This window comes from Enterococcus sp. AMC1086 (genome assembly GCF_058216575.1).
Genome location: NZ_CM177100.1, coordinates 1910382 through 1935072 on the forward strand (window position 1 = coordinate 1910382; position 24691 = coordinate 1935072).

Below are 24691 nucleotides of genomic sequence, written 5' to 3' on the forward strand. Positions count from 1 at the left end.
TGTTTCTCTCCTTTATAAAAAACCTTGTAGTATCTGCCAAATTTTTGGGACAAACAACAGCACTCCAACAACAACAGCAAATCCTGTCGTCAAAAGAACTGCGCCCGCAGCCATATCTTTGATTTTTTTACCAATTGGATGAAAATGAAAATCGGTCACCATATCCACTACATTTTCAAATACCGTATTAATGATTTCCATTACTAATACAAGAAAAATCGCAAGTAATAGCCATAACCATTCTGAAATGGCCAGTCGAAACACAAAACCGATAATAATCGCTAGAACACCCATAATAAAATGTGTCCGCATATTGCGCTCTTCCTTGAATACTGTTTTGATTCCTTGAAGAGCAAACTCTAATGAGGCTATAAAATGTTTATTCTTTGCTGTCCGCTTATCTTTTGAGTCCATAGGCATCTAAGATCTCTTTCTGTAAACCAAACATTTCCTTCTCATCCTCAGGTTCCATATGATCGTAACCATTTAAATGTAAAAAACCGTGGACAGCCAAAAAGCCCAATTCACGTTCAAAAGAATGACCATACTCCACCGCTTGTTCTGCAGCACGTTCAGTTGATATCATAATATCGCCAAGATTTCTTGGAAAAGCTTCCGTTGCATCTTCAAATATAATTGGCATTTCGTCTTGTCCTTCTTCTTCCAAAGCAAAACTTATAACATCTGTGGGGACATCTTTTCCTCGATACTCTCTGTTTATCACCTGAATACCTGCATTGTCCATAAATGATACAGACATTTCAGTATCTTCAGCTATTTTCAGAAAATCCGCTGCAAACTGCAACAGATTTTCTACTTCTTCTAGATTTTCTTTTGATAAATTCTCTGTTTCATCAATGAATGAAATATCCATTAGTCATCTCTCTTTTCTTGTTCGACTTTCATTTCTTCCGCTTCTGATTTCATTTTTGGATACTTGATTCTAGAATGGAAAGTGCTACATAAACCATTTACTAAAGACTTCTCTATAATACGAATTTCTTTCATTGTTAAGCCACAATCATCTAGTTGTCCATCTGAAATCCGATCTTGAATAACATTATGAACAAATGCCTGTATCTTCTCGTTTGTTGGATGATCCATCGCACGAACAGCAGCCTCACACGTATCTGCAATACTAACGATTCCAGCTTCTCTTGTTTGAGGTTTAGGACCAGGATATCTAAAATCTGATTCAGAAATCTCAGAATTTCGTTCTTTTGCTTTTACATAGAAAAACTTCATTAATGTCGTTCCATGATGTTGACGGCAAATATCAATCACCATTTCAGGCATATGATAGTCTTCTAATATTTTAGCCCCATCAATGACATGTCCGAAAATAATTTGTTTGCTGTCTTCAGGTAATAAGAAATTATGTGGATTTTCAGCTCCTGCCGGCAAGTTTTCAACGAAGAAATTTGCATGCTTGATTTTACCAATATCATGATAATAACAAGCAACTCGTGTCAATAATGAACGTCCACCGATTTCAGCTACTGCATTTGCACTCAAACTTGCCACCATCATACTATGGTGATACGTTCCAGGTGCTTCTTCAAGTAGTTGTTTCAACAACGGATGATTTGGGTTGCTGAGTTCATTTAAGACGATTACACTGTCATCTGTTACAAGCAATTCGATATACGGGTGAAGTCCCATCGTTGCAAGGAAAGACAAGACGGTTCCTGCTAAAGCACAAATCATCATCGTCCATGATTTACCGTCAAAAAAGCTCATACCTTGGTAAACCATCAAAATAAACTCTAAACTGACAGGGAAAATAATCACCCAAAAAACTGCCACTAATCCTTGTTCAGCAATTCTAGTTCGTTTAACGACTGTAGCTAATAATCCAGAAAACATGTAGCTCACCAAAATAATGGTCAATGAGTTTGTTCCTATAGAATTATAAAATACGAATAGCGAAAATATCACTTGGAAAACAGCTGCTAAAACACCTGCTCGCCGGCTTACAAAATAATTTAATACAAGTGGTGTAAATGCTGCTGGGAAAAACAAAGAAATATACATCATTTGTTCAGATTGGAAAATTTGGAAAAACTTCATCAATACAACGCTTAGTGACATTGCACCTACATAAAACAAAATAAAATGTCTACGCTTGCCTTCTTCAGCTACTTGCTTTGTAAAAAATAATAAAACGAACACTTGTAATACTATTGCTAAAGCCAGTGCTGCCATTGGAAATAGTGAGGTATTTTGATTTGTCATACCTAATAATTCAAGTTTTTCCATCGCTTTACTATCGATCTGAGTTCCTTCACGAACGATGATTTCACCTTGATAGATCATTGCAAGTGGAACAGCATCCATTGCATTTTGACGCATCTCTTTAGTCTTTTTATCGTTAGCAAAATCATTTGCTACGATACCTTGATTTACAATATAGCGAATTTCTTGTTGCATGGTATTCGTGACATCAAGAAATTGGATTTTTTCAATTGCACTTTGACGAATATTATCCAAATCAGCCTCACGAACATGATCTTTCATTTTTTCATCTACAATTTTTAAACTTTCCGTTTTAACTTGCTGAATTTGATTTTCGTCTAATGAAAATATATTCTCATAAAACACGTTTGGAAACTTTTGGTAAAAGGCAACTTCATCTTGATCCAACGATTCAAATTGAGCTTTTAAATTCGCGATTCTCTCTTCTGTAGTCGGTTTCGGAATCGTTTCGTCTTTTTTTGCCTTCGCTTTTTTTTCTTCATAGTCTTTATCCGTCTTTTCATTTGCGGTAATAATCAACTTAAATAGTTTTTCTATTCGTTTATGCTGAACATCCGCTGTGTCTTCCTGATAAATGTACTCTGGTGTAACAGCTTCAGCAGCCAGCTTCTTCTTTTGGGCAGTCTCGTACGTGTTCTCAACGTTTTTATTCGCTCGAATGGTATTTTCAGCCAATTGACCTTCTTTGATTTCTACTCTTTTTTGGTGGACACTACCAAACATAATGATAAATAAAAAACATGAAAAAACTAATAGAAGTATCGGGATATACGCTTTCCCTAATTTATCTCGTAATTTTAGTAATGAGTATTTCAACGGAATTTTCACTCCTTTCCGCAGACTTAAGCCTATTTTTGATCTTCTTTTTCATATGCTCGTATAATTTGAGCAACTACTGGGTGTCTTACAACATCTCCAGCATCAAAATGAACAAACGCAATTTTATCGATCGATTGTAATGTTTTTTCTGCGTGGATCAAACCGCTGCCTACGCCTTTAGGCAAATCAATCTGACTTGTATCACCATTGACGATCATTTTGGAGTTAAATCCTAATCTTGTCAAAAACATTTTCATTTGAGCGATTGTCGTATTTTGAGCTTCATCTAGTATAACGAAAGCATCATCTAAAGTTCGACCTCTCATATAGGCTAATGGTGCAATCTCAATCACACCACGTTCCATCAAACGATTTGTATGATCCATACCAAAAATTTGATACAACGCATCATATACAGGTCGTAGATAAGGATCAACTTTTTCTTTTAGATCACCAGGTAAAAAACCCAGACTTTCTCCTGCCTCAACAGCTGGACGAGTCAAAATAATTTTTTGGACTTCACCTTTTTTTAATGCCGAAACAGCCATAACGACTGCTAAAAAGGTTTTCCCTGTTCCTGCCGGTCCAATTCCAAAAGTAATATCACGTTTTCTTACCGCATCCACATATCTTTTTTGACCAATATTTTTTATTCGAATGGCTCTGCCGTGATGATCTTTTAAAATCTCTTCTTCATACATTGCTACAAAAGAATCTAAATCATTACTTTTTGCCATTTTTAAAGCAGAAACAACATCTGGTGTACTAACTTTAATACCGCGCTGAATCAACACCTGCAAAGTTCGCAAAACTGAAGCAATTAATTGAACTTCGGATTCTTCACCAAGTAATTGGATTATTTCTCCCCTTGTGTTGATGGTTACTTCTGTATTTTCTTCTAAATATTTTATATGTTTATCATGGGTTCCTAAAAGCATACTCACATCATCAGAATCATTTAATTTTAATTCCAACGATATTGACTGATTTTCTGTCAAAAAACGCCCATCTCCTTTATTTTTTCATTCTTTATAATCATACCATATTATTTATTTATTAAAAAGAGAGTGGGCTAAACTAGATACTTGTTTTTAGTGATTCCTCTTTGTTTTCCCATTTTCTGTCTTCATTTTTTTTAAACAAAAAGACCAACGGGTTTCCGTTGGCCATTTCATTTTGACTAATTCTCTTGTAGTAATTCTTTTACAATTGCATTGACCTTATTGCCATCTGCTTTGCCTTTGACTTCAGGCATTACAGCGCTCATTACTTTACCAAATTCTTTTGGTGAAGCGGCTCCAGTCTGATCAATTGCCTTTTGAACGATCTGACGAATTTCTTCTTCTGAAAGTTGTTTTGGCATATATGTTTCAACAATTGTGATTTCGATTTTTACTTTGTCAGCAAGATCGTCACGTCCCGCTTTTTCAAACTCTGATAAAGAGTCTCTGCGTTGTTTCATCTCACGAGATAACACTGTCAACTCTTCTTCTCCGTCCAAATCACGGCCAGCTTTAATCTGCTCATTTTGAATGGCTGCTTTCAACATGCGAAGTACCGATAAAGTATCTTTATCTTTTGACTTCATTGCAGTTTTGATGTCGTCATTCAATGTTGTTAGTAATGACATACAACCGACTCCAATTCATCGAAAACTAGAATTTTTTACGTTTTCTAGCTGCTTCAGATTTTTTCTTACGCTTTACACTTGGTTTTTCGTAGAATTCACGTTTACGAGATTCTTGTAAAGTACCCGCTTTTGAAACGGAACGTTTGAAGCGACGAAGAGCATCGTCAAGAGATTCGTTTTTACGAACGACAGTTTTTGACATGTTAATTCCCTCCCTCCGAGCTTAAAAAGTAACCGTTTTTTATATTTATGAATTATTAGACATAAATAAAATACCGTTCTTGTTACATTATATCGAATGGTTATTTTAACGTCAACCTTTGTATTGAAAAAATGCATAAAAAAGTCCCAAAATGAGTAAATTTTTACACACACATGTATTATTCATCATTTTTCCTCTAAAAAAACAATCATTTACACTCCTCACATCGTCCAAAAATTTCAAATCGATGTCCTTCAATTTCACATCCACTTAATTGCTCTTCAAAAAAATCCATTGGACACATGTGAATTTCTTTTGTTTTTCCACAAACCGTGCAAATGAAATGATGATGATGGCCTACTTCTTGGCAACAATGGAACCGGAATTTTTTTTCTCCGTTCAAATCTGTTGTTTCTAACAGGTCAAATGTTTCAAAATCGTGTAAGTTGCGATAAATAGTGTCATAACTTACACCTTTATATTCTTGATTCATAAATTCATAGACTTCTCTTGCAGAAATATAACGATTTCTTCGAATTAGATAAGTAATCATGGCTTCTCTTTTTTTTGTATACTTTAAGCCATGCTTTTTCATCACTGCTAATGACTGCTCTACTTTTGAATTTGACTGTGCCATTTGACAACCTCCAGTTTTTCAAATCAGAATCATTACGGATAAGATTCATGAAGGTATGGTATAATAAATCTAAAAAAAAAGCAAGAGAGGAATCCTATCATGACAACAAATGAACCTAAAAAATGCGTAACGATTTTCGTTATTTCCGATTCAGCTGGCGAAACAGCTTCAAAATTGGCAGCAGCTTCTATGGCACAATATCCAACGATCGATTTTTCTTTATTTAGACGAACATTTGCAAAAGAAGAAGGTAAACTTAGAAAAGCACTTGAAGATGCCAAACGTGAAAATGCTATGGTTTTACATACGATTGTAAGTGATCGTTTAGTCAAAATTGCGAATGATTTCTTCGAAGAACATAATCTATATCACTTTGATATACTCACACCTCCAGTAGCTGAAATCGAGCGATTGACTGGGATTGCACCTACAAGAGAACCTGGAGCACTGCATCATTTGAATGAAAATTATTTTAAACGGATCGAAGCTATGGAATTTGCTGTTAAATATGATGACGGAAAAGATCCTCGCGGTTTCTTGGAAGCCGATGTGCTTTTATTAGGTGTTTCTAGAACTTCGAAAACGCCACTTAGTTTATTTTTAGCGAATAAAAATTTGAAAGTAGCAAATTTGCCTTTGATCCCAGAGGCTCATTTACCAAAACAATTGTGGGAAACAAACTCTAAAAAAATTGTGGGCTTGACAAATGATCCAGATATTTTGAATGGTATCCGAAAAGAGAGAATGAGAACTTATGGATTACCTGCTAATACTTCTTACTCAGATATTGAAAAAATCAGAAAAGAATTGACTTTTGCCAATGATTTATATGAAAAACTGGGATGTGTCGTTATTAATGTTGCCTCACTCTCGATTGAAGAAACAGCTTCGATGATTTTAAATGCGTTAAATCTGGAAGATCATAGTTATTACGCAACTGAATCACCTGAAGCGTAATAAAAAAAACTAAGAGCATAAGAATGAGTTGATTAAAAACTCACTGCTCTTAGTTTTTTTTCTTAAAATACTTGAATTCCTTCTTGGTCTATTGATAGCACATTGATAGCTGCTGAATCAGGTAATTTCTCCAATTCTTGAACCATTTGATCTGTTTTTTCTTCAGGTGATAAAACCAAAACAGTTGGTCCTGCTCCACTTAAAAATGCGCCATAGACACCTATTTTATGACCTAACGCTCGGATTTCTTCTAAATGAGGCACCAATTTCTTGCGGTACGCTTCATGCCAACGATCTTTTTCCATCATTACACCAGCCAATGGCAAGTTTCCATTTAAAATTGCCGCAATCATTACATTTGCGATCGAGCTTGCCTGGACAGCTTCTTTATACGGAATAGAAGTTGGAAGTACACTGCGGCTTTCAGATGTCAATAGATGAACATCAGGGATATAAGCAATCACATCACACATTGGAAAATGATGTTTCACAGAATGGACTTGTCCGTCAACGTAACTCGCCACAACAAAATCTCCACATATGGCTGGGGCAACGTTGTCTGGATGTCCTTCGATCTCAGTCGCAATCTGTACTTTATCTTTTTGAGATAACTGCAAATTTCCTAAACGATTAGCAAGTTCAATTCCGCCAACTATTACACTAGAACTACTACCTAAACCTCTTGCTAACGGAATATCCGATGTCATTTTCAACACTTTAGGAGCAAGGTCTGGTGCTAATTTTAGTGCTGTTTGAATCAATAAATTTGTTGCATCTGAGGGGATATCACTTCCTAAAGAATGGATAATTTGCCATTCTTTCGCGTTTTCCAATACTTCGATATTAAGGTATTGTGACACGGCGATACCACATGAGTCAAACCCCGGACCTAGATTTGCACTGGTTGCGGGAATTCTTATTTTCATAGTTCTGACACTCCGTTACGCAAATGCAGTCTCATCTCTTCTAAATCACTCATTTTAGAAATTTTGACTTCAGTTGCATTAATTGCTGTATCAGGATCTTTCAATCCATTTCCTGTGAAAACAGCGACTACTGTTTCACCTTGTTTTATTTTTCCACTTTTCACATGTTGAATGATTCCTGCTAACGATGCTGCAGATCCTGGTTCAACGAACACGCCATCTTGCGCAGCTACTTTGCGGTAGGCATTTAGAATCTCTTCATCTGTAACAGAATCAATGTATCCCTTTGATTCATCACGAGCAGCTTCTGCCAATGTCCAGCTAGCAGGATTCCCAATGCGGATCGCTGTCGCGATTGTTTCAGGTTGTTCGATTACTTCACCTTTTACGATAGCTGCGGCTCCCTCTGCTTCAAAACCATGCATTCTTGGTAATAGTGTTCCTTTTTTATCATGCCATTCTTTGAATCCTTTCCAGTATGCCGAAATATTACCAGCATTTCCAACAGGGATTGCAAGTACATCTGGCGCTTGCCCAAGTTGTTCGCAGACTTCAAAGGCGGCTGTTTTTTGGCCTTCTAATCGATATGGATTCACTGAATTTACTAATGCCACTGCTTCTGTTTTGGCAATATCACGGACTGCTTTTAGTGCTTCATCAAAGTTTCCTGGAATTGAAATGATATCTGCACCATATATGATTGCTTGAGCTAGCTTGCCCATTGCGATTTTGCCATCTGGAATAACAACATACGCTTTAACCCCTGCTCTTGTAGCATATGCAGCAGCTGCTGCGCTCGTATTACCGGTTGAAGCACAAACAATTGCTTTTGCGCCTTCTTCAACTGCTTTAGCAACGGCCATGACCATTCCGCGGTCTTTAAATGAACCGGTCGGGTTTAATCCTTCATATTTTCCATATAGATTAATTCCCAATTCCTTTGATAAACTATGCAATGGAATCAATGGTGTATTTCCTTCTGCTAATGAAATCATTGGCGTTTTATCTGTGATCGGTAAATATTCCTTATATTGTGTTAATAACCCTTCGTACATCGATTAATCCTCCAATACTTTAAATGTATTTAATAGTTCGAATTCTTCTGTCAATTCGATTTTTTTGGCGACTTGTTTCATCTGTTCTTTTGTAATTGTATGTGTAATTGCTACGATTCGAGCTCTAGTACCATCAGACTTTTGTTGAACGAGTTGATCAAAACTAACATTTGCTTCAGTCATTATCTGTGTTAATTTTAATATTTGACCTTGTCGATCTGGCACTTCGATTGAGAAATAATATTTTCCAGAAATCGTATCATCTGCTGCCAATTTTGTATCATGTTGATAGGCATTAAACATATGCCCTGTCGTTCCTAAGCGAATATTTTTGGCAATCGTAATGATATCGCTGACCACACTTGTAGCAGTTGGTTTTGCACCAGCGCCAGGTCCGTAATACATAGATTCCCCAACACCTGAACTTTCGATAAATACAGCATTAAATTCATTACGAACGGAAGCGATCGGGTGTGATTTTGCGACAAGCATCGGTCCGACTTCAACTGCAATACTGCCTTCTTGATTCTCTGAGGAACCAATCAATTTCACTTCATACCCCAATTGAGCAGCCATTTCAACATCATCTAAAGATAGTCCCCTAATACCACGTGCATCAACTTGATCCAAGCGAATATTCATTCCGAAAGCAAACTGACTTAAGATCACCATTTTATAAGCTGCATCAATACCGTCCACATCATTCGTCGGATCAGATTCAGCAAAACCTAATTCTTGGGCTTCTTTTAACGCCTGACTATACGTTTTTTTCTCTGAAACCATTTGAGTCAGCATGTAGTTTGTCGTTCCATTAACTATTCCTAATACCTTCTGGATATTGTCCGCAGCTAAACTATTGGCAATCGTCCGCAAAATAGGAATACCACCTGCGACGCTTGCTTCATAATAGAGATCACAATTATTTTTTTGCGCTAATGATACCAATTCACTCCCATGTTGGGCCAAAAGATCTTTATTTGCTGTCACGATATGTTTGCCATTTTCTAGTGCTTTAGTAATGAAGGTTTTTGCGGGCTCTACTTTTCCGATCAATTCTACAATTATTTTGATTTCATCATCATTGATAATATCCTCAATACTTGTTGTGAGTTGGATATCAAATTTCTCAGCTAGACGTTTTTTTTCTTCTTCATCCCGTACTAACGCTTTTGAAATCGAGATCTCCATTCCTGTCACTTGCGAAATTTTCTCTTGATGTTCTTGTAAAATTGTTGGTACACCAGAGCCAACTGTACCTAGTCCAAGTAACCCAACTTTCAATTTTTCCTTCATTCTTCTTCCTCCAACTATAAAATTAGAAACATTTCATTTTCTTCTAATAAAACATGTTTCTAGTATACCCAACTGACGTAAAAAAAACTACCCTTTTCTTTGATTTTCCCATGGGAATCCTAGAAAAGGTGAGTTATTGGTGTTTGATATGTTCAAATGTTTGGTTAAGAATGTCGATGACATGATGATCGTCCAATGTATAATAGATCGTTTTTCCTTCACGTCTGGATCTTACTACATGATTATCTCGTAATAGTTTTAATTGATGAGAAACGGCTGATTGTTCCATTGAAAGCTGTTCTCCGATCGCCGTTACATTCAATTCTCCTTTTTTTAACAAAAGTAAAATTCGCAATCTTGTTGGATCACTCAACACTTTATATAACTGGCTTACTTTTTGAATCTCTTCTATTTCTTTCATCGCTGAGCTTCCTTTCATTATTCTATTATATATTATAGCAAACTTTTTTCAAAAGACGATAAAATTCTTCTTTGATGCTAAAAAGGCAACTAGGATTTAAATAGCTCTCCCATTTGCCTCTTGTAAAGTATCGTTTTTAGCTATTTGCTTGCTTGACTGCATCGATCACAGCATATCTAAATCCGTTTTTTTCTAGAGCAGTAACACCTTTTATAGTACTGCCTCCAGGTGAAGTGACACCATCTTTTAATTCTCCTGGATGTTTTTTTGTTTCGATTGCAAGTTTAGCAGACCCTAACATCATTTGGGCAACTATCTCATATGAAAGCGCCCGAGGCATACCTTCTAACACCGCGCCATCTGCTAATGCTTCCATAAAAATATCTACAAATGCTGGACTACATCCTGCAACTGTACCAAATGTTCCCAAAAGATCCTCGCTGACCTCTTCTACCTTTCCTAATGATTCCAATATGCGAGTTGCTTCTGCTTTTGATTCACTAGGCATCTGATCTGCAAAAACAGTACCGATCATTCCAGCATTCACACTTACAGGAGTGTTTGGAATAGCATGAACAACATGAATCGCTTCCCCTAACACAGCTTGAGCTTCTTTTACTGTATGTCCTGTCGCCACCGAAATAAGAATAGTATTTTTACTTATGTTCGGGGCTGCTTGTGTCAATATCTCTAAGACAATTTTAGCACCTGTAGCAATGAAAATCACTTGGCACTCTTTCAAAGCGTCATACTCTTTGATCAATTTAAATCCAAGTTTCTTTTGCAGTGCTTCAGCAGTACCACTTGAACCACCCTTTACAAATAAATTTTCAGGTGCTACTATTTTTGCTTTTAGCAATCCTTCGATCATCGCACTGCCCATATGTCCTGCTCCGATAAATCCAATCTTCATTTTTACCACTCCTTATGATTTTACAAATAAAAAGACTGAAATAAACCTATTGTCCAGTTTTTTTCAGTCCTTTCATTTTAATTTGTTAATGCATTAACCGCTTGTTCAAAATTCTTTATTTTTTGGTCAGCTTCTGTTTGAGAAGATGCTTTAGTTGCCAAATAAAATTTGATTTTAGGCTCAGTTCCAGATGGACGAATAGCAATCCAACTGCCATCTTCCAAGAAGTATTTTAGTACATCGGATGGTGGAGTTGTCAATGCTTCAACTGTTCCCGAAGAGAAAGTTCTTGTTAATTGTTTGAAATCTTCTGTTTGCGTTACGTTGATATCAGCAAAGGACTTGGGTGCTTGTTCACGGAATTTTTTCATCAAGGCTTTAATTTTTTCGCTACCTTCAATTCCACTTAACGTGACTGAAATTGTTTTTTCTTCAAAATATCCATATTCATTGAAAATATCTTGTAAGCCATCGTACAGGGTTTTTCCTTGCTTTTTGTAGAATGCTGCAACTTCCGCCAATAAAACTAATGCTTGAATGGCATCTTTATCACGTACAAAAGATTTTACTAAATAGCCATAACTTTCTTCAAAACCAAACATAAATGTTTGTGAATGATCTTCTTCATATTGCTCGATTTTTTCTGCAATAAATTTAAAACCTGTCAAGACATCTACCATTTTTGTATTGTATTTCGCTGTGATCGCAGTCGCTAACTCGCTAGACACGATTGATTTCAAAACAACTGCGTTTTCTGGTAAAGTCCCAGCTTGTTTATGCGCTTCTAAAATATATTGAATCATGATTGAGCCTAATTGGTTACCTGTTAGAACTTGATAATTTCCATCTGGTAAGCGAACTGCTGCACCTAAACGATCGGCATCAGGATCTGTTGCGATCAATAAATCCGCACCTTCTTTTTCACCTAGACGAATAGCATATTCAAAGGCAGAATGTTCTTCTGGATTTGGCGATTTAACTGTTGTGAAATCAGGATCAGCAATTGCCTGTTCTGGAACAAGAACAAATTTTTCGAATCCAGCTTGTTGCAACGCTTTTTCACCTAGCATCTTTCCTGTGCCATGTAATGGTGTATAAACAAGTTTCAACTCTTTACCCATTTCATTGATCAATTCTTGATTGATTGTAACAGCCTTCACTTCTTTTAGATAAGCGGCATCAACTTCTTCACCAATGATCGTGATCAATTCGCTCTCTTTTGCTTGATCATCTGCTAGAACGTCAACTTTTAATGGATTTTCAACTTCACGAACGTATTTCGTTAATGCATCCGCATCCGCTGGCGGCATTTGTCCACCATCTGCACCATAAACTTTGTAGCCATTGTAGGCTGCCGGATTGTGGGATGCCGTGATCATGATCCCTGAAAATGCATTCAAATAACGAACCGCAAAAGATAGCTCAGGGGTTGGTCTTAAACTTTTAAATACAAAAGCAGGAATGTCATGTTGCGCTAATGTTTTTGCTGCTTCCATCGCGAATTCTGGAGACATGTGGCGAGAATCATAAGCGATTGCAACACCGCGTTGTTTTACCTCAGCTCCTTCAGCATCCATAAAACGGGCCAATCCTTCCGTTGCTTGACGAATCGTAAAAATATTCATCCGATTGATACCAGCACCTAAAATACCCCGCATACCCGCTGTTCCAAATTCTAAAGGTGCATAAAACGCATCTTCGCATTTTTCAGGGTCTTCTTTTAAATCGTTTAATTCTTTTTTTAAATATTCTGGTACGTTTTCTTCATTTATCCACTGTTCATATACTTGTTCCCAAGACATGTTAGCACCTCTTTTTTTCATTTGTTTTTTCTCACTAGTAAGTATATCATTGCAGAGCTTTAGAATAAAGTGATGACTATAAAAAAAAAAACCCTCCTCAAATCGGCTCTACATATTTACTTTAATAGATGTTGAAGTTTTAATAATCGATCGGTAAGCATTGTTGGCTCCGATGCAAAAAAATCTGAAAATTTTCGACTCCAATGTTTCGTTTCTCGAGCTTCACCGAATTCTTCCATTATCTGATTATATTGTTCGATCAATGTGTAAGTATATGGTTTATATCGATCATAATGAACTACCGCAGCCTCTGGCAAACGTGGTTTGACCTCCATTTCAACGATGGGCTTTCCGATGCTTAAACCAAATAATGGAAAAGTGTACTCTGGCAGCTCTAATAATTTACTAATTTCTTTTCCATGCTTGCGTATACTTCCAACAACTACCGAACCTAAGCCTAAACTCTCAACTGCAATGACTGCATTTTCAAGCGCCAAAGCCGCATCTGTCGTTGCTAGAATAATTGGTTCAATACTTTCATCAATAGAATACACACTTTCATGCGCTTCGCTGACCATTTTTGTACGATACAAATCACCGACAAATAGTAAAAAGATAGAACTTTTCAAAATATGGGGATTGCCTGGATTCCAATTGACTAATTGTTCACGAAGCTTTTTGTCCTGAATTACGATAATGCTGTAAAACTGTCCATTCATCCAGCTTGGTGCTTGGCGAGCTGCATCTAAAATCTCTTGCAGTTCGTCTTTAGTTAGATCATGTTTCTCGTCAAAATCACGATAGCTACGTCTATTTTTCAAAATATCAAGCGTTCTGTTCATTTCATTTTCCTCCATTTATGTTTATTTTATCATACTATTTTAGAATCAAGCGTAATTATTTTTGTGATTTTTAGCAATTTTTCTTTAAAAATCGGTAAGGTTTCCATGTCTATTCTGGTAAAATTAATCCGAATACTATCTTGATTTTCACTAAAAGAGAAACTTGGCGCAATTAATAACCCTTCCTGTAAAAATACAGACCAATCCTTTGATCTAAGCTTTCCTTGTTTCCATTTTGCCCAAATATAAAAGCCTCCCTTAGGCATACTTACTTCCCATTCGTCCATTTTATCTAGCACCTCAAATACCGCTGTGGCTCTTTGTTCTACCGTTTCTTTTAGATCAGAAATTTTATCTGTAAAACCTCTATCTGTTAAAGCCAAATTCGCCAATAGTTGTGGGAAAATACTGATAGAGAAATCCATCATTTTTCTTGCTTCCGCTAACTTCTGATTGACTGATGTCGGTGCACTTAGCCAACCAATTTTGGTTGTTGAGCCAAGAATTTTTGAAAGAGAACCAATGTAGAGGACATTTTCCGGGTCTAATTTTTTTAACGGCTGAATTTGATCTGACGGAACAAAATTTAGTTTGGCAAACACATCATCTTCTAATATGGGGATTTGATACTTTTGACATAACTCGACTAATGCTTTTCTGCGTTTCATCGACATCGTTTTTCCAGTAGGATTCTGAAATGAAGGATTGACCATGACCATTTTGACGCGATGTTGGCGCATCATTTTTTCTAGCGATTCTAGATGGATACCTTCTTGATCCATTTTTACGCCATAAAGACGAATACCAGCTGCTTGAAATATCGGTAATGCATACAGAAAAGACGGATCTTCGATTGCTACACTATCTCCTGATTGAAGCAATACTTGTAAAATCAAAAATAACGCTTGCTGCGCACCTGATGTAATTAGAAGACTTTCTGGTGGAAGCGAAAGACCATACTCTTTTTTAGTTTCAAGACTGATTGATTGCCTTAATGGTAAATAACCTAAGTCGTCTTGCTGTTCCTGCTCTAAAAAATGTTTCCATGTCAATGGTGGAAATGAGAAACTGGGAATCAAATCCATTGGCAATTCTCCTGTATACAAATCTAAAATATGCTCATCTGATTGCTTGATCAATCGTTCGATTTCTTCAGTAAAAGGATCAACCTTAGCAAAAGCATTTTGTTCCAAATAGCGCCGCCAATCTGTTCTTGGCGTAGTGCTGATTCCCCATTTCCCTTCATTAACAATCGTTCCACTACCTTGTTTTCTGATAATCCAGCCTAAAGATACAAGCTCATCTAATGCATGAACGACAGTAGAACGATTTACTTGAAAATAATTTGCTAACTTTCTTTCTGAGGGTAAACGTTCACCTGGTAGAAGATCGCCATTTTTAATGTAAGACAAAATTAGTTCGATGATACTGACATATACTGGAACCCCTTTTTCTTTTTTTAGTGACCACATTTTTTAGCCTCCATTATTGGATTGATTTTTTTGTTATTTTTAGTTGGATATTTTATAATTGACTAAGTTTGATTATTATTTTGAAGGATCAACTCGCCTTTCAGTCGGCTTGTACTGCTCATCATCGGATCACTTCGTTCTCCGTGATTCAAAATCAAGGATCAACTCTCCTTCCAGTCGGCTTGTACTGCTCATCATCGGATCACTTCGTTCTCCGTGATTCAAAATCAAGGATCAACTCTCCTTTCAGTCGGCTTGTACTGCTCATCATCGGATCACTACGTTCTCCGTGATTCGCAGCAATTGGATGACCTGAAAATAACCCAATTGGCTGTTTTTGTCAACTTATGTTTGTTTTACACTATATATATCAAAATTTATCTGAATAGAGGTTAGACTATGATAAAAAAAGTTTTAACAGTTGCTGGTTCTGATTCTAGTGGCGGTGCAGGTATTCAAGCGGATTTAAAGACGTTTGAAGAATATGGAACATTTGGATTTTCAGCTTTAACTAGTATTGTGACGATGGATCCAGATGAAGGTTGGAGTCACGCAGTTACTCCGATCGAACCTGATTTAGTGGAAAAACAATTAAAAACTATATTTGCAGGCGGAGCACTTGACGCTATGAAAACAGGAATGCTTGGCTCTATTGAAGCTATCGAAGTAACTAGACTTTATATCGATACGTTTAATATGAAAAATATCGTGATCGATCCCGTCATGGCATGTAAAGGTACAAGTGAATTACTCCAACCAGAAAATGTTGCTGCAATGACTCGTTTGCTTTTGCCTAAAGCAACTGTAACAACACCAAACTTAGTAGAAGCAGGAATTTTGTCTGGAATGGGAGATTTAACTTCTATTGAACAAATGAAAGAAGCAGCAAAAAATATTATTGATTTGGGCCCTAAAAATGTTGTGATTAAAGGGGGTCACCGTTTAAAAACTGATAAAGCGATTGATCTATTCTATGATGGAACGAATTTCACTCTCTTTGAAAGTGAACTATTTTTAACCGATTATAACCACGGAGCTGGCTGTACCTTTGCTGCAGCTCTCACTGCGGGTCTTGCAAAAGGTTACTCAGTCGTTGATGCTGTCTCCTTAGCAAAGAAATTTGTAGCTGCGGCGATTGAAAACGGTCAAAAAATCAATCCTTTTCTTGGCCATGTATGGCATGGAGCATATAATCATGCCCAAGATCGAATGATAGAAAAATAAGGAGTGTTTGAATGAATAAAAAAAGCTCAACGACATCCATTGTATTGGTTGGATTGTTTGCTGCATTGACCGTTCTTGGAACAATGATCAAAATTCCTATGCCAACTGGTGCCTTTGCTCATTTAGGTAACTCAGTTTTATTATTAGCTGTACTTTTGATTGGTTATAAAAAAGGGGCTTTAGCTGGAGGGCTAGGTTTTGCTATTTTTGATGTTTTAAATGGCTTTGCTGCCGAAGCGCCATACTTTATTTTGGAAAGTTTTATTGTCGGGGGTGCGGCGGCGTTGGTCATCTTATTTTTCCATCAAAATATTGATGTCATTTGGAAAGTCATTGTAGTTGCTGTCGTAACAGGAATTGTTAAGATAATCATGACGCAAATAAAAAACACTGTGATGGGACTTATTGCAGGTGCAGATTTTAGTGTATCTTTTGCAAGTGCCTTATCCAAACTACCAGCAACATTTATTAATGTGGCTACAACTATTGTTATTGTGACACTTGTTTATTTTCCATTGAAAAAGGCAATGAGTATCATTTTTTCAAGGCAATCCTTTTGATTTTTTATATAAAGAAACTCCGCTTATCTTGGGTATTCCAACAATAAGCGGAGTTTTCTTTAATCATTTTTGCTAAAAATATTTTCTAATACACCAAAAGCAATTCCAGCTACAGGAAAAATGATCCAGTTTGATCCCCAATTTCCTAATAAAAATCCTTGTCCTAAAAAGATTGCAACAACGATTGGCCAATAAATTTTTTCAAGGGTTTGCAGCCAGGATGGCTTTTTGCTATCTCGTTCTGCTTTAGCGCGTGGTCCTAATTCTCCTTCATCAGAAATGAAATACGTTTGCTCTAGCATTTTAGTAAAACTTCCCATGATCACTCCTCCGAATATAAAGAAGAAAACACCAAAAGATGCGACTAAAAACATACACCCAGCACCAAACATTACATTTTCTTGTGATGAATCTATTAAAGCGTATAAGGATACAGGAATCAATGAGAGAATACTCAACACTACTCCGGCCACCATGCAAAAAACAAACGAACGCTGAAAGTTTTCTTTTCTTTTTTTCATTTCATGTTTTACTTGCATAGGAATAAAACGATCATCCAATTTTTTATTCGAATTGACTATACTTATTCCTGCGATGATAAATAATGGAACTCCAATAGCGGTACCGACAAACAAAAATAGTAGCCCAAAACCTATCCCATAATTTCCACTAGCTAATCCCATAGACGTGAATAAAGTTGCCGCACCTATCATAATCGTCATAACACCAAATCCAATCAGTGTTGCTCCTTTACGTCGAACAGCTAGAAAATCAATTGAATCAGCTAAAGTGATTTCATCCATTTCAAATCCCTTTTCATCAATAAATTCTTGTTTTATGTTCATTTCTTCTACTAACTCATCAATTGATCCAAATTCTGAAATGACACCACCAATTGCTTCATTTTCGGATTTTCCTTGTTTTTTTAAATCCTCATAGCGATCCTCAGCACCTGCTAACAGATCTTCTTTTAATTGTTTTGTTTGACTTGTTTCAGCTATTCCTAAAAATAAACTGTCGATATATTCCTGGATCGTTTTCATTATTTTTCCTCCTTTATAAAGCGTTCAACGACTTTTTTTGTAAGATTCCATTCTTGTATTTTTTCTTCTAAATACGCGTGTCCTGCCGAAGTGATTTTATAGTATGTCCTCTTTTTCCCATGCGTTATCTGACCAGGAAAAGAGTCGATAAATCCATTTTTTTCCAAGCGGTTAAAAGCTGAATATAACGTCGTTTCTTTGATTGAATAATTGCTTTCGGAGATTTCTGTGATTCTTTTGGAAATCGCGTAACCATAAGAATCACCTTCTTGTAGTACTGATAGAATGAATGTGTCATTATATCCTCTTATTGCATCACTGCCGATCATTGAATCACCTCCTATTACTTCACCTGACGTACTACGTCTGTCGTTGTAATAATCATAACACGATTACTACGACAGGTAAAGTAAAAATAATCAAAATAAAAAAGAAACGTAAAATACGCTCCTTTTTTATTTTAATTCACAGCGACTGATGGTCAAACTGAAGATATATACTATTGGGGGACTGAAGGGAAAAAGAACCTTTCGTCTTAAATTAAATTGTATCCCCATTAAAAATAGAATTTTTTACGATCACATAATCTACCTTACGAATCGCTTCAAGATCTCGACCGCCAGCATAAGAAATCGAAGATTGTAGATCCTGCTGCATTTCTACTAATGTATCTGCTAAACTTCCTTTATGTTGAATCCAAATTTTCTTTCCTTCAACATTTTTCTTTTCACCTTTTTGAAACTCTGATGCACTACCAAAATATTCTTTATAAACTACGCCGTTTTCTACTTTTGTTTCACCAGGGGATTCTTCATGACCTGCAAATAGTGAACCAATCATGACCATTGTTGCACCAAAACGGACTGATTTTGCAACATCACCCGGTGTCCGGATGCCACCATCTGCAATTATTGGTTTTCTTGCAGCTTTAGCACACCAGCGTAATGCTGCTAGTTGCCAGCCGCCAGTTCCAAATCCTGTTTTGATTTTTGTGATACACACTTTACCTGGACCGATTCCGACTTTTGTCGCATCCGCTCCAGCATTTTCTAATTCACGGACCGCTTCAGGCGTTCCAACATTTCCAGCAATAACAAAGGTATCTGGTAAATGTTTTTTCAGATGTTGAATCATATTGATCACTGCATTTGAATGACCATGCGCAATATCGATCGTTACATAATCGGGAATCAAATTACGTTCTGCTAATTCTTCTACAAAACCATATTCAGCTTCTTTTACCCCTACACTGATGGACGTGAGCAAGCCTTTAGCATTCATTTTCTCAATAAATGGAATTCGAGCATTTTCATCAAAGCGATGCATGATATAAAAATAATCATTTTTAGCTAAAAATTCTGCAATTTCTTCATCAATAATCGTTTGCATATTCGCAGGTACGACAGGCATTTTAAAGGTATGCTTCCCTAATTTCACCACTGTATCACATTGTGAACGACTGCTCACGATACATTTATTTGGAATCAACTGGACATCTTCGTAATCAAAAACTTTCATACTGTATTGCCTCCTAGTAAGTTCTATTAAAACACGCAAAAAAAAGAATGTTCTCCATCTAATAGTTCGCATTTTAAAACACCTATGCTAATTTACACTATTCATATACAAAAGTCAAAGGTAAATAACGAAAAATTACAATTCCAGAAACAATAGTTCGTGTTTTGAAAGAACAATGGTTATCTTTCGTGTTTATACAGTTTTTATTTTCTTGGGTTCAACTATTTGCTCTTCTGTTTTTTCAGCAGGTAATACATAATTCAATACGATCGCGGCGATCGAAGCCGTTGCCACAGATGAACCGATTAAATACTGTAAAAATTGCGGCAATGATTGAATAAACACTTCAGGAATCAATGTCAATGCAACCGTTAGAATCATTGGAATTGCGATCACATACATTTCCTTTTCATTTATTTCAACTTCTTTAATCACTTTGATTCCGCTAATTGAAATAATTCCGCAAACAATCACAAAAACACCGCCGATTACAGGAGAAGGAATTGAAGAAATCAACGTTGATAGTTTCCCTGACAAACCAAAAACGACAAACCAAGCACCAGCTGCCACAAATACCTTTTTACTTGCAACTCCTGTAATAGAAATGATCCCTGCATTCGTTGAATACCCCGTAACAGGTGTTGTCCCCAACAAAGACGAAATTAGGCAGCCAATTCCCTCACCTACAACTCCTCTATTGATATTTTCATCTGTTAAAGGTTCCTCACAGACATTACTAACTGCAAACCAAGTACCGGTCGTTTCAGCCATTAGTACAACATAAATAATGATCATTGTTAAAATTGAAGACAAATCGAATGAAAAGGAAAGATCAACAAATGGTAATTTTGGTACGCTGATCAATGATGCATTTTTGACCTGAGATAAATCAAGAATCCCCATAAATTTTGCCGCTAAGCTTCCAATGACTAAGGCTAAAATAACAGAAGATATTCTAAAAATACGGCCTTTTCTAGGAAATCGTGAACCGATCATCGCAAATAAGATCAGTGTTACAGCTGAAATCACTGCTAGCAGAATATTTTGTCCTAAATCTCCTGAAGCATTAAAAACATTGTCATTGAGTGCAACCGGCATCAATGATAAGCCCACAATAAAAATGATCGTACCACCTACAATTGGTGGGACAAAAGCTTTGATCAATCGATTGAAAATACCCGTTAAGCCTAAAACAATAACTAAAATTGCGCCAACCAAACTGGCGCCTAAAACAGCTCCCCAGCCGTTACCATTGTGATTATTTGCAAAATAAATACCTGCAACAGCCCCAATAGGAATAAAGGATGGGCCTTGGGCAACAGGCAATTTCATACAAAAATGAGACTGAATGATTGTAGCGATACCTGCTGCAATAAAAGTCGACTGGATCAGCGCTGAAGATTCTTTCGTTGTCAATCCAATGATTGATGCAATAATAAATGGTACTACATACACATCCATCGCTAAAACGTGTTGAATTCCTAAAAGAGCAGATTGACCAATTGATAGATCATCATTTGGTCCTACCGTCAATTTTGATTTTTTCATTTGTGTATCTGTCATTTTGTGCTTACACTCCCTGCAAATTCATAGTTTTATCGTGAACTTTTCTTCCTTGGATCCATACTTCAGTGATCATTTCAGGACGTGATAAATAAAGCAATTTTTGAAAAATTTCCATCAATGGTTCGTTCTCAGAAAAAATCGGTAACTCTTTACTATCAATAATTTGAACATCCCATGCGTAGTCAACAGCTAATTTCCCAATCGGTAAACTCAAAGACTCTCCACCACCTGCAGTTGCTAGATAAAACGCTTCGTTTAAGGTGATACTCGACCCCGAAACACCTCTTTTCCCACTACAGCAATCTTTGTCAACGCCATCTTCCAACATCCGAGATGATATAACAGCTTGCCTGATATTATCGAACAAACTAGGTGAGAAACCACCAGAAATATCACTTCCTAACCCTATTTCTACTTGATATTCGTTTAATAGTTTTGCAATCGGCGTTACAGCGTTACCAAAATATGCGTTAGAAATCGGACAATGTGCAACTGCCGTTCCTTTTTCGGCAAATAACGTCATATCTTCATCTGATAAAAATCCGCAATGCGCCATTATTGATTTTTCTGTAAGTAGTCCAAAATCATTTAAGGCAAAGGCATCGTTTTTACCAAACCTATTTTGAACAAAAGAGTGAGCCCAATCGCTTTCACTGCAATGAGATTGGATATGAATATCATACTTAGCTGCTAAAGTGCCTAAGCCTTTTAAAGAATCGTCCGTACAACTTGGAATAAAACGAGGTGTTACAACTGGATAGACCCCTTGAGGTGTTTTTTGATTCAATTCTAATACTTCCTGAATAAATAATTCAGTTTCATTCAGCGCTATATCAGTTGTAGCATCTCGATAATAGTTAGGGTTTTGTTCGTGATCGTCCATTACAACTTTACCAACTAAACCTCTCTGCCCTTTTTCGCTGCATATTTCTGCTAATCGTAGACTAGACTTCCGATGAACTGTTGCAAAATACAAAGCTGTTGTTGTTCCATTTTTTATTAATTGTGAAACTAAGTCTGAATAAACTTTTTCCGCAAATTGTAGGTCACAAAATTTTGCTTCCAGTGGAAAAGTATACGTATTGAGCCATTCATATAAAGGCAGATCAAGTGCTGTTCCAGCTTGCGCCCATTGAGGTGCGTGGATGTGAAGATCAATAAAACCTGGAAGAATATATTGACCCTGAGCTAATTCTTGAAGTTTATTTTTTTGGGAATACTCTTGAATAATGAATTCATATTCTTTTTCTTTTGGCGAAATAATAGCACTGATCCTACCTGATTCTGAGATACAAAACAGAGAATCCTCTAGAACTGCCACGTTCTTTGAATCACTACTTGAAAATGCTGTTCCTTTTACGACAAACTTATACAAAATGAAAACCCCTTTCATAACAATACAAAAACATTATATAAAATAATTCGTTTTTATTCTATATTTTTCTGTCAAACATCTGTAAAAACTTTCTCGAATCGTTCAAAACACGAACTTTAATCGAATTTAGCAAAAAAAGACACAAAACTAAAATATCGTTTTGCGTTCTCTTTATAATCGGATAAAACATTTTATCTTCTTTTAAATAATTTGATTCACCATTCAAGCTATTGCTTTTCTCTTTCTAAACGGTCGATCTTATCATGAAGTTCAGCGATTGTTTTTTGCAGTTCATCATGCATTTTATCGTGTTTTTTATGTAGCGTTGACAAGCTGTGATGAATAAGTGTGCCGCTACCTGCTGCCAAAGAAGCACCTAAAGCACTCAAAACATTCGTATAATTTCCCAGAATCAACTGTACATTAGCGGATGGTTGTACATTTTTTAATAGAGGGACCCACATTGTTAAAACAGCAAAAACAACTAAATAGAAAAAAAGAAACAGGTAAATGAAAATAGATATTTTACTAGCTAACAACGCTGGAATTTGTTCTAAAAATTGATTTATTTTTTTCATTTCCGATCAACTCCTTACCTTGCATTCTCTTTTAGAAAACTCTCTCTATTATGCTGGATAGCAAAATAAAAGTAAAATATCATTGCGTTCAACCATCCAGCTAAATTTTGATTTTATACTTAAAATTACTGCACTGCCTTTTGATTCTAAGTAGAATTGAGTTATACTTAGTAATGAATCATACTACTAGGAGGCAACTAATTATGCTGAAAATCGAACGTATTCAAACTGGTGTTATTCAAGAAAATTGCTATTTAATTTATAATGAAGAAAATTTATTGATTATTGATCCAGGTGCTGAAGCAGACAAAATAGCCACATTTATTGAAAAGACAGGGAAAAAACCAATTGCTATTTTATTAACACACACACATTATGATCATATCGGTGCAGTCGAAGAGCTCCGTCACCAATATACTATCCCTGTTTATGTCAGTCCGCTGGAACAAGAATGGTTGTCAAACCCTATCCTTAATTTATCTGGACTAGGCCGTCATGACGATATTGCAGATATTATCGTTCAGCCTGCTGAAGTAGAATTTGAATTGACCGATTATGAGTTGGGTGGAATGACTTTTTCTGTTGTACCGACACCTGGACATTCGATTGGCAGTGTGAGTTTTGTGTTTGATGACTTTGTTGTTACAGGTGATGCCTTATTTAAAGGAAGCATCGGTAGAACTGACTTACACACGGGTGACATGCAACAACTTATTCACAGTATCAATACCTATCTTTTCACATTACCAGATGAATTTCCAGCTTACTCTGGACATGGCGATGCAACTACGATCGAACATGAGAAGAAAACAAATCCTTTTTTTAACTAAAAACAACGTATACTATTGTTATTTATCTAATAAGGGAGGAAATAAAGTATGAATGAACCAACAACGCTGTACATTGTTCGACATGGCAAAACGATGTTCAACACAATAGGCAGAACTCAGGGCTGGTCTGATACCCCCTTGACGAAAGATGGGGAACAAGTCATTCACTATTTGGGGCTTGGTTTAAAAGAGATTGATTTCAAAGAAGCCTATTCCAGTGATAGCGGTCGTGCAATGCAGACCGCACGCATTATTTTACAAGAACATCTTAAAGGCGAAGCTATTCCTTATGGCACAGATAGCCGTATTCGTGAATGGTGCTTCGGTTCTTTAGATGGCGGTTATGATGGAGAACTTTGGGGCGTCGTTCCTAGAATTCTAGCGTTTAACAATTATGAAGATATGATGACTAATCGGATCAGTTATAAAGAGTTGGCTGAAGCCATCGTTGCTGCAGACACAGCTAACTGGGCTGAACCTTATGAAAAAATTCGTGAACGCGTTTGGAGTGGTTTTGAAGATATTGCCTATTATCGAGAAAAAAATGGTGGTGGCAATGTTTTGATCGTTTCCCATGGATTGACGATTTCATTTTTAATGTCCTTGATCGATGATAGCTTACCTATGCAGATTGGTCTTGAAAATGGCAGTGTGACTAAACTTATCTATGAAAATGGAAAATTTACGATTGATTCCGTCAATGATACCCACTATATTGAAAATGGACGTAGTGCCTCATATAATTAATCAATCCAGAATAAGTACATTGTGA

General features: G+C 36.5%; 26 protein-coding genes. 5 read left to right on the forward strand and 21 right to left on the reverse strand.

The genetic code is table 11. The features are described 5' to 3' along the window. Positions 1 to 12 precede the first annotated feature (12 nt). The 7 genes from AC4BC4_RS09020 to AC4BC4_RS09050 all read right to left on the reverse strand — a co-directional run bounded on the left by AC4BC4_RS09020 (position 13) and on the right by AC4BC4_RS09050 (position 5544). Positions 13 to 420, reverse strand: a complete 408-nt coding sequence (locus tag AC4BC4_RS09020) for a diacylglycerol kinase family protein (protein ID WP_490475459.1) — start codon at positions 418 to 420, stop codon at positions 13 to 15. Then, positions 398 to 874: an rRNA maturation RNase YbeY gene (ybeY, locus tag AC4BC4_RS09025; protein WP_490475460.1), complete on the reverse strand. Its 477-nt coding sequence runs from the start codon at positions 872 to 874 to the stop codon at positions 398 to 400. The genes AC4BC4_RS09020 and ybeY overlap by 23 nt, the downstream gene beginning before the upstream one ends. Then, positions 874 to 3072, reverse strand: a complete 2199-nt coding sequence (locus tag AC4BC4_RS09030) for an HD family phosphohydrolase (RefSeq protein ID WP_438755820.1) — start codon at positions 3070 to 3072, stop codon at positions 874 to 876. Before AC4BC4_RS09030 ends, ybeY begins: the two co-directional genes overlap by 1 nt. Before the next feature lie 32 nt (positions 3073 to 3104). After that, positions 3105 to 4073, reverse strand: coding sequence for a PhoH family protein (locus tag AC4BC4_RS09035; RefSeq protein ID WP_490475461.1), 969 nt, complete (start codon positions 4071 to 4073; stop codon positions 3105 to 3107). 182 nt (positions 4074 to 4255) lie between these two features. Beyond that, complete coding sequence (locus AC4BC4_RS09040) at positions 4256 to 4705, reverse strand: GatB/YqeY domain-containing protein (protein WP_438755818.1); 450 nt, start codon at positions 4703 to 4705, stop codon at positions 4256 to 4258. A gap of 25 nt (positions 4706 to 4730) precedes the next feature. Continuing rightward, positions 4731 to 4907, reverse strand: coding sequence for a 30S ribosomal protein S21 (gene rpsU / locus AC4BC4_RS09045; RefSeq protein WP_002356740.1), 177 nt, complete (start codon positions 4905 to 4907; stop codon positions 4731 to 4733). A 208-nt stretch (positions 4908 to 5115) separates the two neighbouring features. After that, on the reverse strand, positions 5116 to 5544 hold the full coding sequence (locus AC4BC4_RS09050) for a Fur family transcriptional regulator (RefSeq protein ID WP_438755817.1): 429 nt from the start codon (positions 5542 to 5544) through the stop codon (positions 5116 to 5118). A gap of 99 nt (positions 5545 to 5643) precedes the next feature. Here AC4BC4_RS09050 and AC4BC4_RS09055 point away from each other — a divergent pair, with 99 nt between their 5' ends. Further along, on the forward strand, positions 5644 to 6501 hold the full coding sequence (locus tag AC4BC4_RS09055; protein ID WP_490475462.1) for a pyruvate, water dikinase regulatory protein: 858 nt from the start codon (positions 5644 to 5646) through the stop codon (positions 6499 to 6501). Between the two features lie 62 nt (positions 6502 to 6563). Here AC4BC4_RS09055 and thrB read toward each other — a convergent pair whose 3' ends face one another. The 8 genes from thrB to AC4BC4_RS09095 form a co-directional block, all read right to left on the reverse strand. Beyond that, a complete protein-coding gene (gene thrB / locus AC4BC4_RS09060; protein WP_438755815.1) occupies positions 6564 to 7427 on the reverse strand; it encodes a homoserine kinase in 864 nt (287 codons plus the stop codon). Next, positions 7424 to 8482, reverse strand: a complete 1059-nt coding sequence (thrC, locus tag AC4BC4_RS09065; RefSeq protein ID WP_438755814.1) for a threonine synthase — start codon at positions 8480 to 8482, stop codon at positions 7424 to 7426. The genes thrB and thrC overlap by 4 nt, the downstream gene beginning before the upstream one ends. A gap of 3 nt (positions 8483 to 8485) precedes the next feature. Next, positions 8486 to 9775 (reverse strand): homoserine dehydrogenase, encoded by a 1290-nt coding sequence (locus tag AC4BC4_RS09070; RefSeq protein ID WP_438755813.1) that lies wholly within the window; start codon positions 9773 to 9775, stop codon positions 8486 to 8488. A 133-nt stretch (positions 9776 to 9908) separates the two neighbouring features. Beyond that, on the reverse strand, positions 9909 to 10196 hold the full coding sequence (locus AC4BC4_RS09075; RefSeq protein ID WP_438755811.1) for an ArsR/SmtB family transcription factor: 288 nt from the start codon (positions 10194 to 10196) through the stop codon (positions 9909 to 9911). Positions 10197 to 10332: 136 nt separating this feature from the next. Beyond that, the gene (proC, locus tag AC4BC4_RS09080) at positions 10333 to 11109 is read right to left on the reverse strand and encodes a pyrroline-5-carboxylate reductase (protein ID WP_490475463.1); all 777 of its coding nucleotides are present in this window, start codon (positions 11107 to 11109) and stop codon (positions 10333 to 10335) included. A gap of 77 nt (positions 11110 to 11186) precedes the next feature. Next, entirely contained in the window at positions 11187 to 12911 is a 1725-nt protein-coding gene (locus AC4BC4_RS09085) for a phospho-sugar mutase (RefSeq protein WP_438755809.1), read from the reverse strand. Positions 12912 to 13027: 116 nt separating this feature from the next. Continuing rightward, a complete protein-coding gene (locus AC4BC4_RS09090; protein WP_490475464.1) occupies positions 13028 to 13753 on the reverse strand; it encodes a nitroreductase family protein in 726 nt (241 codons plus the stop codon). 29 nt (positions 13754 to 13782) lie between these two features. Next, positions 13783 to 15225, reverse strand: coding sequence for an aminotransferase-like domain-containing protein (locus AC4BC4_RS09095; RefSeq protein WP_490475465.1), 1443 nt, complete (start codon positions 15223 to 15225; stop codon positions 13783 to 13785). A gap of 399 nt (positions 15226 to 15624) precedes the next feature. Between AC4BC4_RS09095 and thiD the strand changes: the two genes are divergently transcribed. Together thiD and AC4BC4_RS09105 are read left to right on the forward strand one after the other, a co-directional pair. Next, positions 15625 to 16449 (forward strand): bifunctional hydroxymethylpyrimidine kinase/phosphomethylpyrimidine kinase, encoded by an 825-nt coding sequence (gene thiD, locus AC4BC4_RS09100; RefSeq protein ID WP_490475466.1) that lies wholly within the window; start codon positions 15625 to 15627, stop codon positions 16447 to 16449. Between the two features lie 11 nt (positions 16450 to 16460). After that, a complete protein-coding gene (locus AC4BC4_RS09105) occupies positions 16461 to 17009 on the forward strand; it encodes an ECF transporter S component (RefSeq protein WP_438755805.1) in 549 nt (182 codons plus the stop codon). A 59-nt stretch (positions 17010 to 17068) separates the two neighbouring features. On the opposite strand, the gene AC4BC4_RS09110 is transcribed toward AC4BC4_RS09105, so the two are convergent. The 6 genes from AC4BC4_RS09110 to AC4BC4_RS09135 all read right to left on the reverse strand — a co-directional run bounded on the left by AC4BC4_RS09110 (position 17069) and on the right by AC4BC4_RS09135 (position 23089). Continuing rightward, positions 17069 to 18052, reverse strand: coding sequence for a permease prefix domain 1-containing protein (locus tag AC4BC4_RS09110; protein ID WP_490475467.1), 984 nt, complete (start codon positions 18050 to 18052; stop codon positions 17069 to 17071). Then, entirely contained in the window at positions 18052 to 18381 is a 330-nt protein-coding gene (locus tag AC4BC4_RS09115; RefSeq protein WP_438755803.1) for a PadR family transcriptional regulator, read from the reverse strand. The genes AC4BC4_RS09110 and AC4BC4_RS09115 overlap by 1 nt, the downstream gene beginning before the upstream one ends. A gap of 211 nt (positions 18382 to 18592) precedes the next feature. Beyond that, entirely contained in the window at positions 18593 to 19570 is a 978-nt protein-coding gene (gene guaC / locus AC4BC4_RS09120) for a GMP reductase (protein WP_490475468.1), read from the reverse strand. 192 nt (positions 19571 to 19762) lie between these two features. Then, a complete protein-coding gene (locus AC4BC4_RS09125; protein WP_490475469.1) occupies positions 19763 to 21133 on the reverse strand; it encodes a uracil-xanthine permease family protein in 1371 nt (456 codons plus the stop codon). A 7-nt stretch (positions 21134 to 21140) separates the two neighbouring features. Beyond that, positions 21141 to 22511: a guanine deaminase gene (gene guaD, locus AC4BC4_RS09130; protein WP_490475470.1), complete on the reverse strand. Its 1371-nt coding sequence runs from the start codon at positions 22509 to 22511 to the stop codon at positions 21141 to 21143. Between the two features lie 227 nt (positions 22512 to 22738). After that, on the reverse strand, positions 22739 to 23089 hold the full coding sequence (locus tag AC4BC4_RS09135; RefSeq protein ID WP_490475471.1) for a hypothetical protein: 351 nt from the start codon (positions 23087 to 23089) through the stop codon (positions 22739 to 22741). Between the two features lie 203 nt (positions 23090 to 23292). Between AC4BC4_RS09135 and AC4BC4_RS09140 the strand changes: the two genes are divergently transcribed. Together AC4BC4_RS09140 and AC4BC4_RS09145 are read left to right on the forward strand one after the other, a co-directional pair. Continuing rightward, positions 23293 to 23919, forward strand: a complete 627-nt coding sequence (locus AC4BC4_RS09140) for an MBL fold metallo-hydrolase (RefSeq protein WP_438755798.1) — start codon at positions 23293 to 23295, stop codon at positions 23917 to 23919. A gap of 48 nt (positions 23920 to 23967) precedes the next feature. After that, the gene (locus AC4BC4_RS09145; RefSeq protein ID WP_438755797.1) at positions 23968 to 24666 is read left to right on the forward strand and encodes a histidine phosphatase family protein; all 699 of its coding nucleotides are present in this window, start codon (positions 23968 to 23970) and stop codon (positions 24664 to 24666) included. Positions 24667 to 24691 lie beyond the last annotated feature (25 nt).

What these genes read in the sequence shown, in the direction of transcription:
- AC4BC4_RS09055 (WP_490475462.1), top strand. Translation starts at nt 5,644, where the DNA reads ATGACAACAAATGAACCTAAAAAATGCGTAACGATTTTCGTTATTTCC.
- AC4BC4_RS09085 (WP_438755809.1), bottom strand. Translation starts at nt 12,911, where the DNA reads ATGTCTTGGGAACAAGTATATGAACAGTGGATAAATGAAGAAAACGTA.
- AC4BC4_RS09075 (WP_438755811.1), bottom strand. Translation starts at nt 10,196, where the DNA reads ATGAAAGAAATAGAAGAGATTCAAAAAGTAAGCCAGTTATATAAAGTG.
- AC4BC4_RS09135 (WP_490475471.1), bottom strand. Translation starts at nt 23,089, where the DNA reads ATGAAAAAAATAAATCAATTTTTAGAACAAATTCCAGCGTTGTTAGCT.
- AC4BC4_RS09020 (WP_490475459.1), bottom strand. Translation starts at nt 420, where the DNA reads ATGCCTATGGACTCAAAAGATAAGCGGACAGCAAAGAATAAACATTTT.
- AC4BC4_RS09105 (WP_438755805.1), top strand. Translation starts at nt 16,461, where the DNA reads ATGAATAAAAAAAGCTCAACGACATCCATTGTATTGGTTGGATTGTTT.
- ybeY (WP_490475460.1), bottom strand. Translation starts at nt 874, where the DNA reads ATGGATATTTCATTCATTGATGAAACAGAGAATTTATCAAAAGAAAAT.
- AC4BC4_RS09140 (WP_438755798.1), top strand. Translation starts at nt 23,293, where the DNA reads ATGCTGAAAATCGAACGTATTCAAACTGGTGTTATTCAAGAAAATTGC.
- thiD (WP_490475466.1), top strand. Translation starts at nt 15,625, where the DNA reads ATGATAAAAAAAGTTTTAACAGTTGCTGGTTCTGATTCTAGTGGCGGT.
- AC4BC4_RS09090 (WP_490475464.1), bottom strand. Translation starts at nt 13,753, where the DNA reads ATGAACAGAACGCTTGATATTTTGAAAAATAGACGTAGCTATCGTGAT.
- AC4BC4_RS09040 (WP_438755818.1), bottom strand. Translation starts at nt 4,705, where the DNA reads ATGTCATTACTAACAACATTGAATGACGACATCAAAACTGCAATGAAG.
- AC4BC4_RS09070 (WP_438755813.1), bottom strand. Translation starts at nt 9,775, where the DNA reads ATGAAGGAAAAATTGAAAGTTGGGTTACTTGGACTAGGTACAGTTGGC.
- AC4BC4_RS09110 (WP_490475467.1), bottom strand. Translation starts at nt 18,052, where the DNA reads ATGAAAACGATCCAGGAATATATCGACAGTTTATTTTTAGGAATAGCT.
- AC4BC4_RS09145 (WP_438755797.1), top strand. Translation starts at nt 23,968, where the DNA reads ATGAATGAACCAACAACGCTGTACATTGTTCGACATGGCAAAACGATG.
- proC (WP_490475463.1), bottom strand. Translation starts at nt 11,109, where the DNA reads ATGAAGATTGGATTTATCGGAGCAGGACATATGGGCAGTGCGATGATC.
- AC4BC4_RS09095 (WP_490475465.1), bottom strand. Translation starts at nt 15,225, where the DNA reads ATGTGGTCACTAAAAAAAGAAAAAGGGGTTCCAGTATATGTCAGTATC.
- guaC (WP_490475468.1), bottom strand. Translation starts at nt 19,570, where the DNA reads ATGAAAGTTTTTGATTACGAAGATGTCCAGTTGATTCCAAATAAATGT.
- AC4BC4_RS09115 (WP_438755803.1), bottom strand. Translation starts at nt 18,381, where the DNA reads ATGATCGGCAGTGATGCAATAAGAGGATATAATGACACATTCATTCTA.
- rpsU (WP_002356740.1), bottom strand. Translation starts at nt 4,907, where the DNA reads ATGTCAAAAACTGTCGTTCGTAAAAACGAATCTCTTGACGATGCTCTT.
- thrC (WP_438755814.1), bottom strand. Translation starts at nt 8,482, where the DNA reads ATGTACGAAGGGTTATTAACACAATATAAGGAATATTTACCGATCACA.
- AC4BC4_RS09125 (WP_490475469.1), bottom strand. Translation starts at nt 21,133, where the DNA reads ATGACAGATACACAAATGAAAAAATCAAAATTGACGGTAGGACCAAAT.
- thrB (WP_438755815.1), bottom strand. Translation starts at nt 7,427, where the DNA reads ATGAAAATAAGAATTCCCGCAACCAGTGCAAATCTAGGTCCGGGGTTT.
- AC4BC4_RS09050 (WP_438755817.1), bottom strand. Translation starts at nt 5,544, where the DNA reads ATGGCACAGTCAAATTCAAAAGTAGAGCAGTCATTAGCAGTGATGAAA.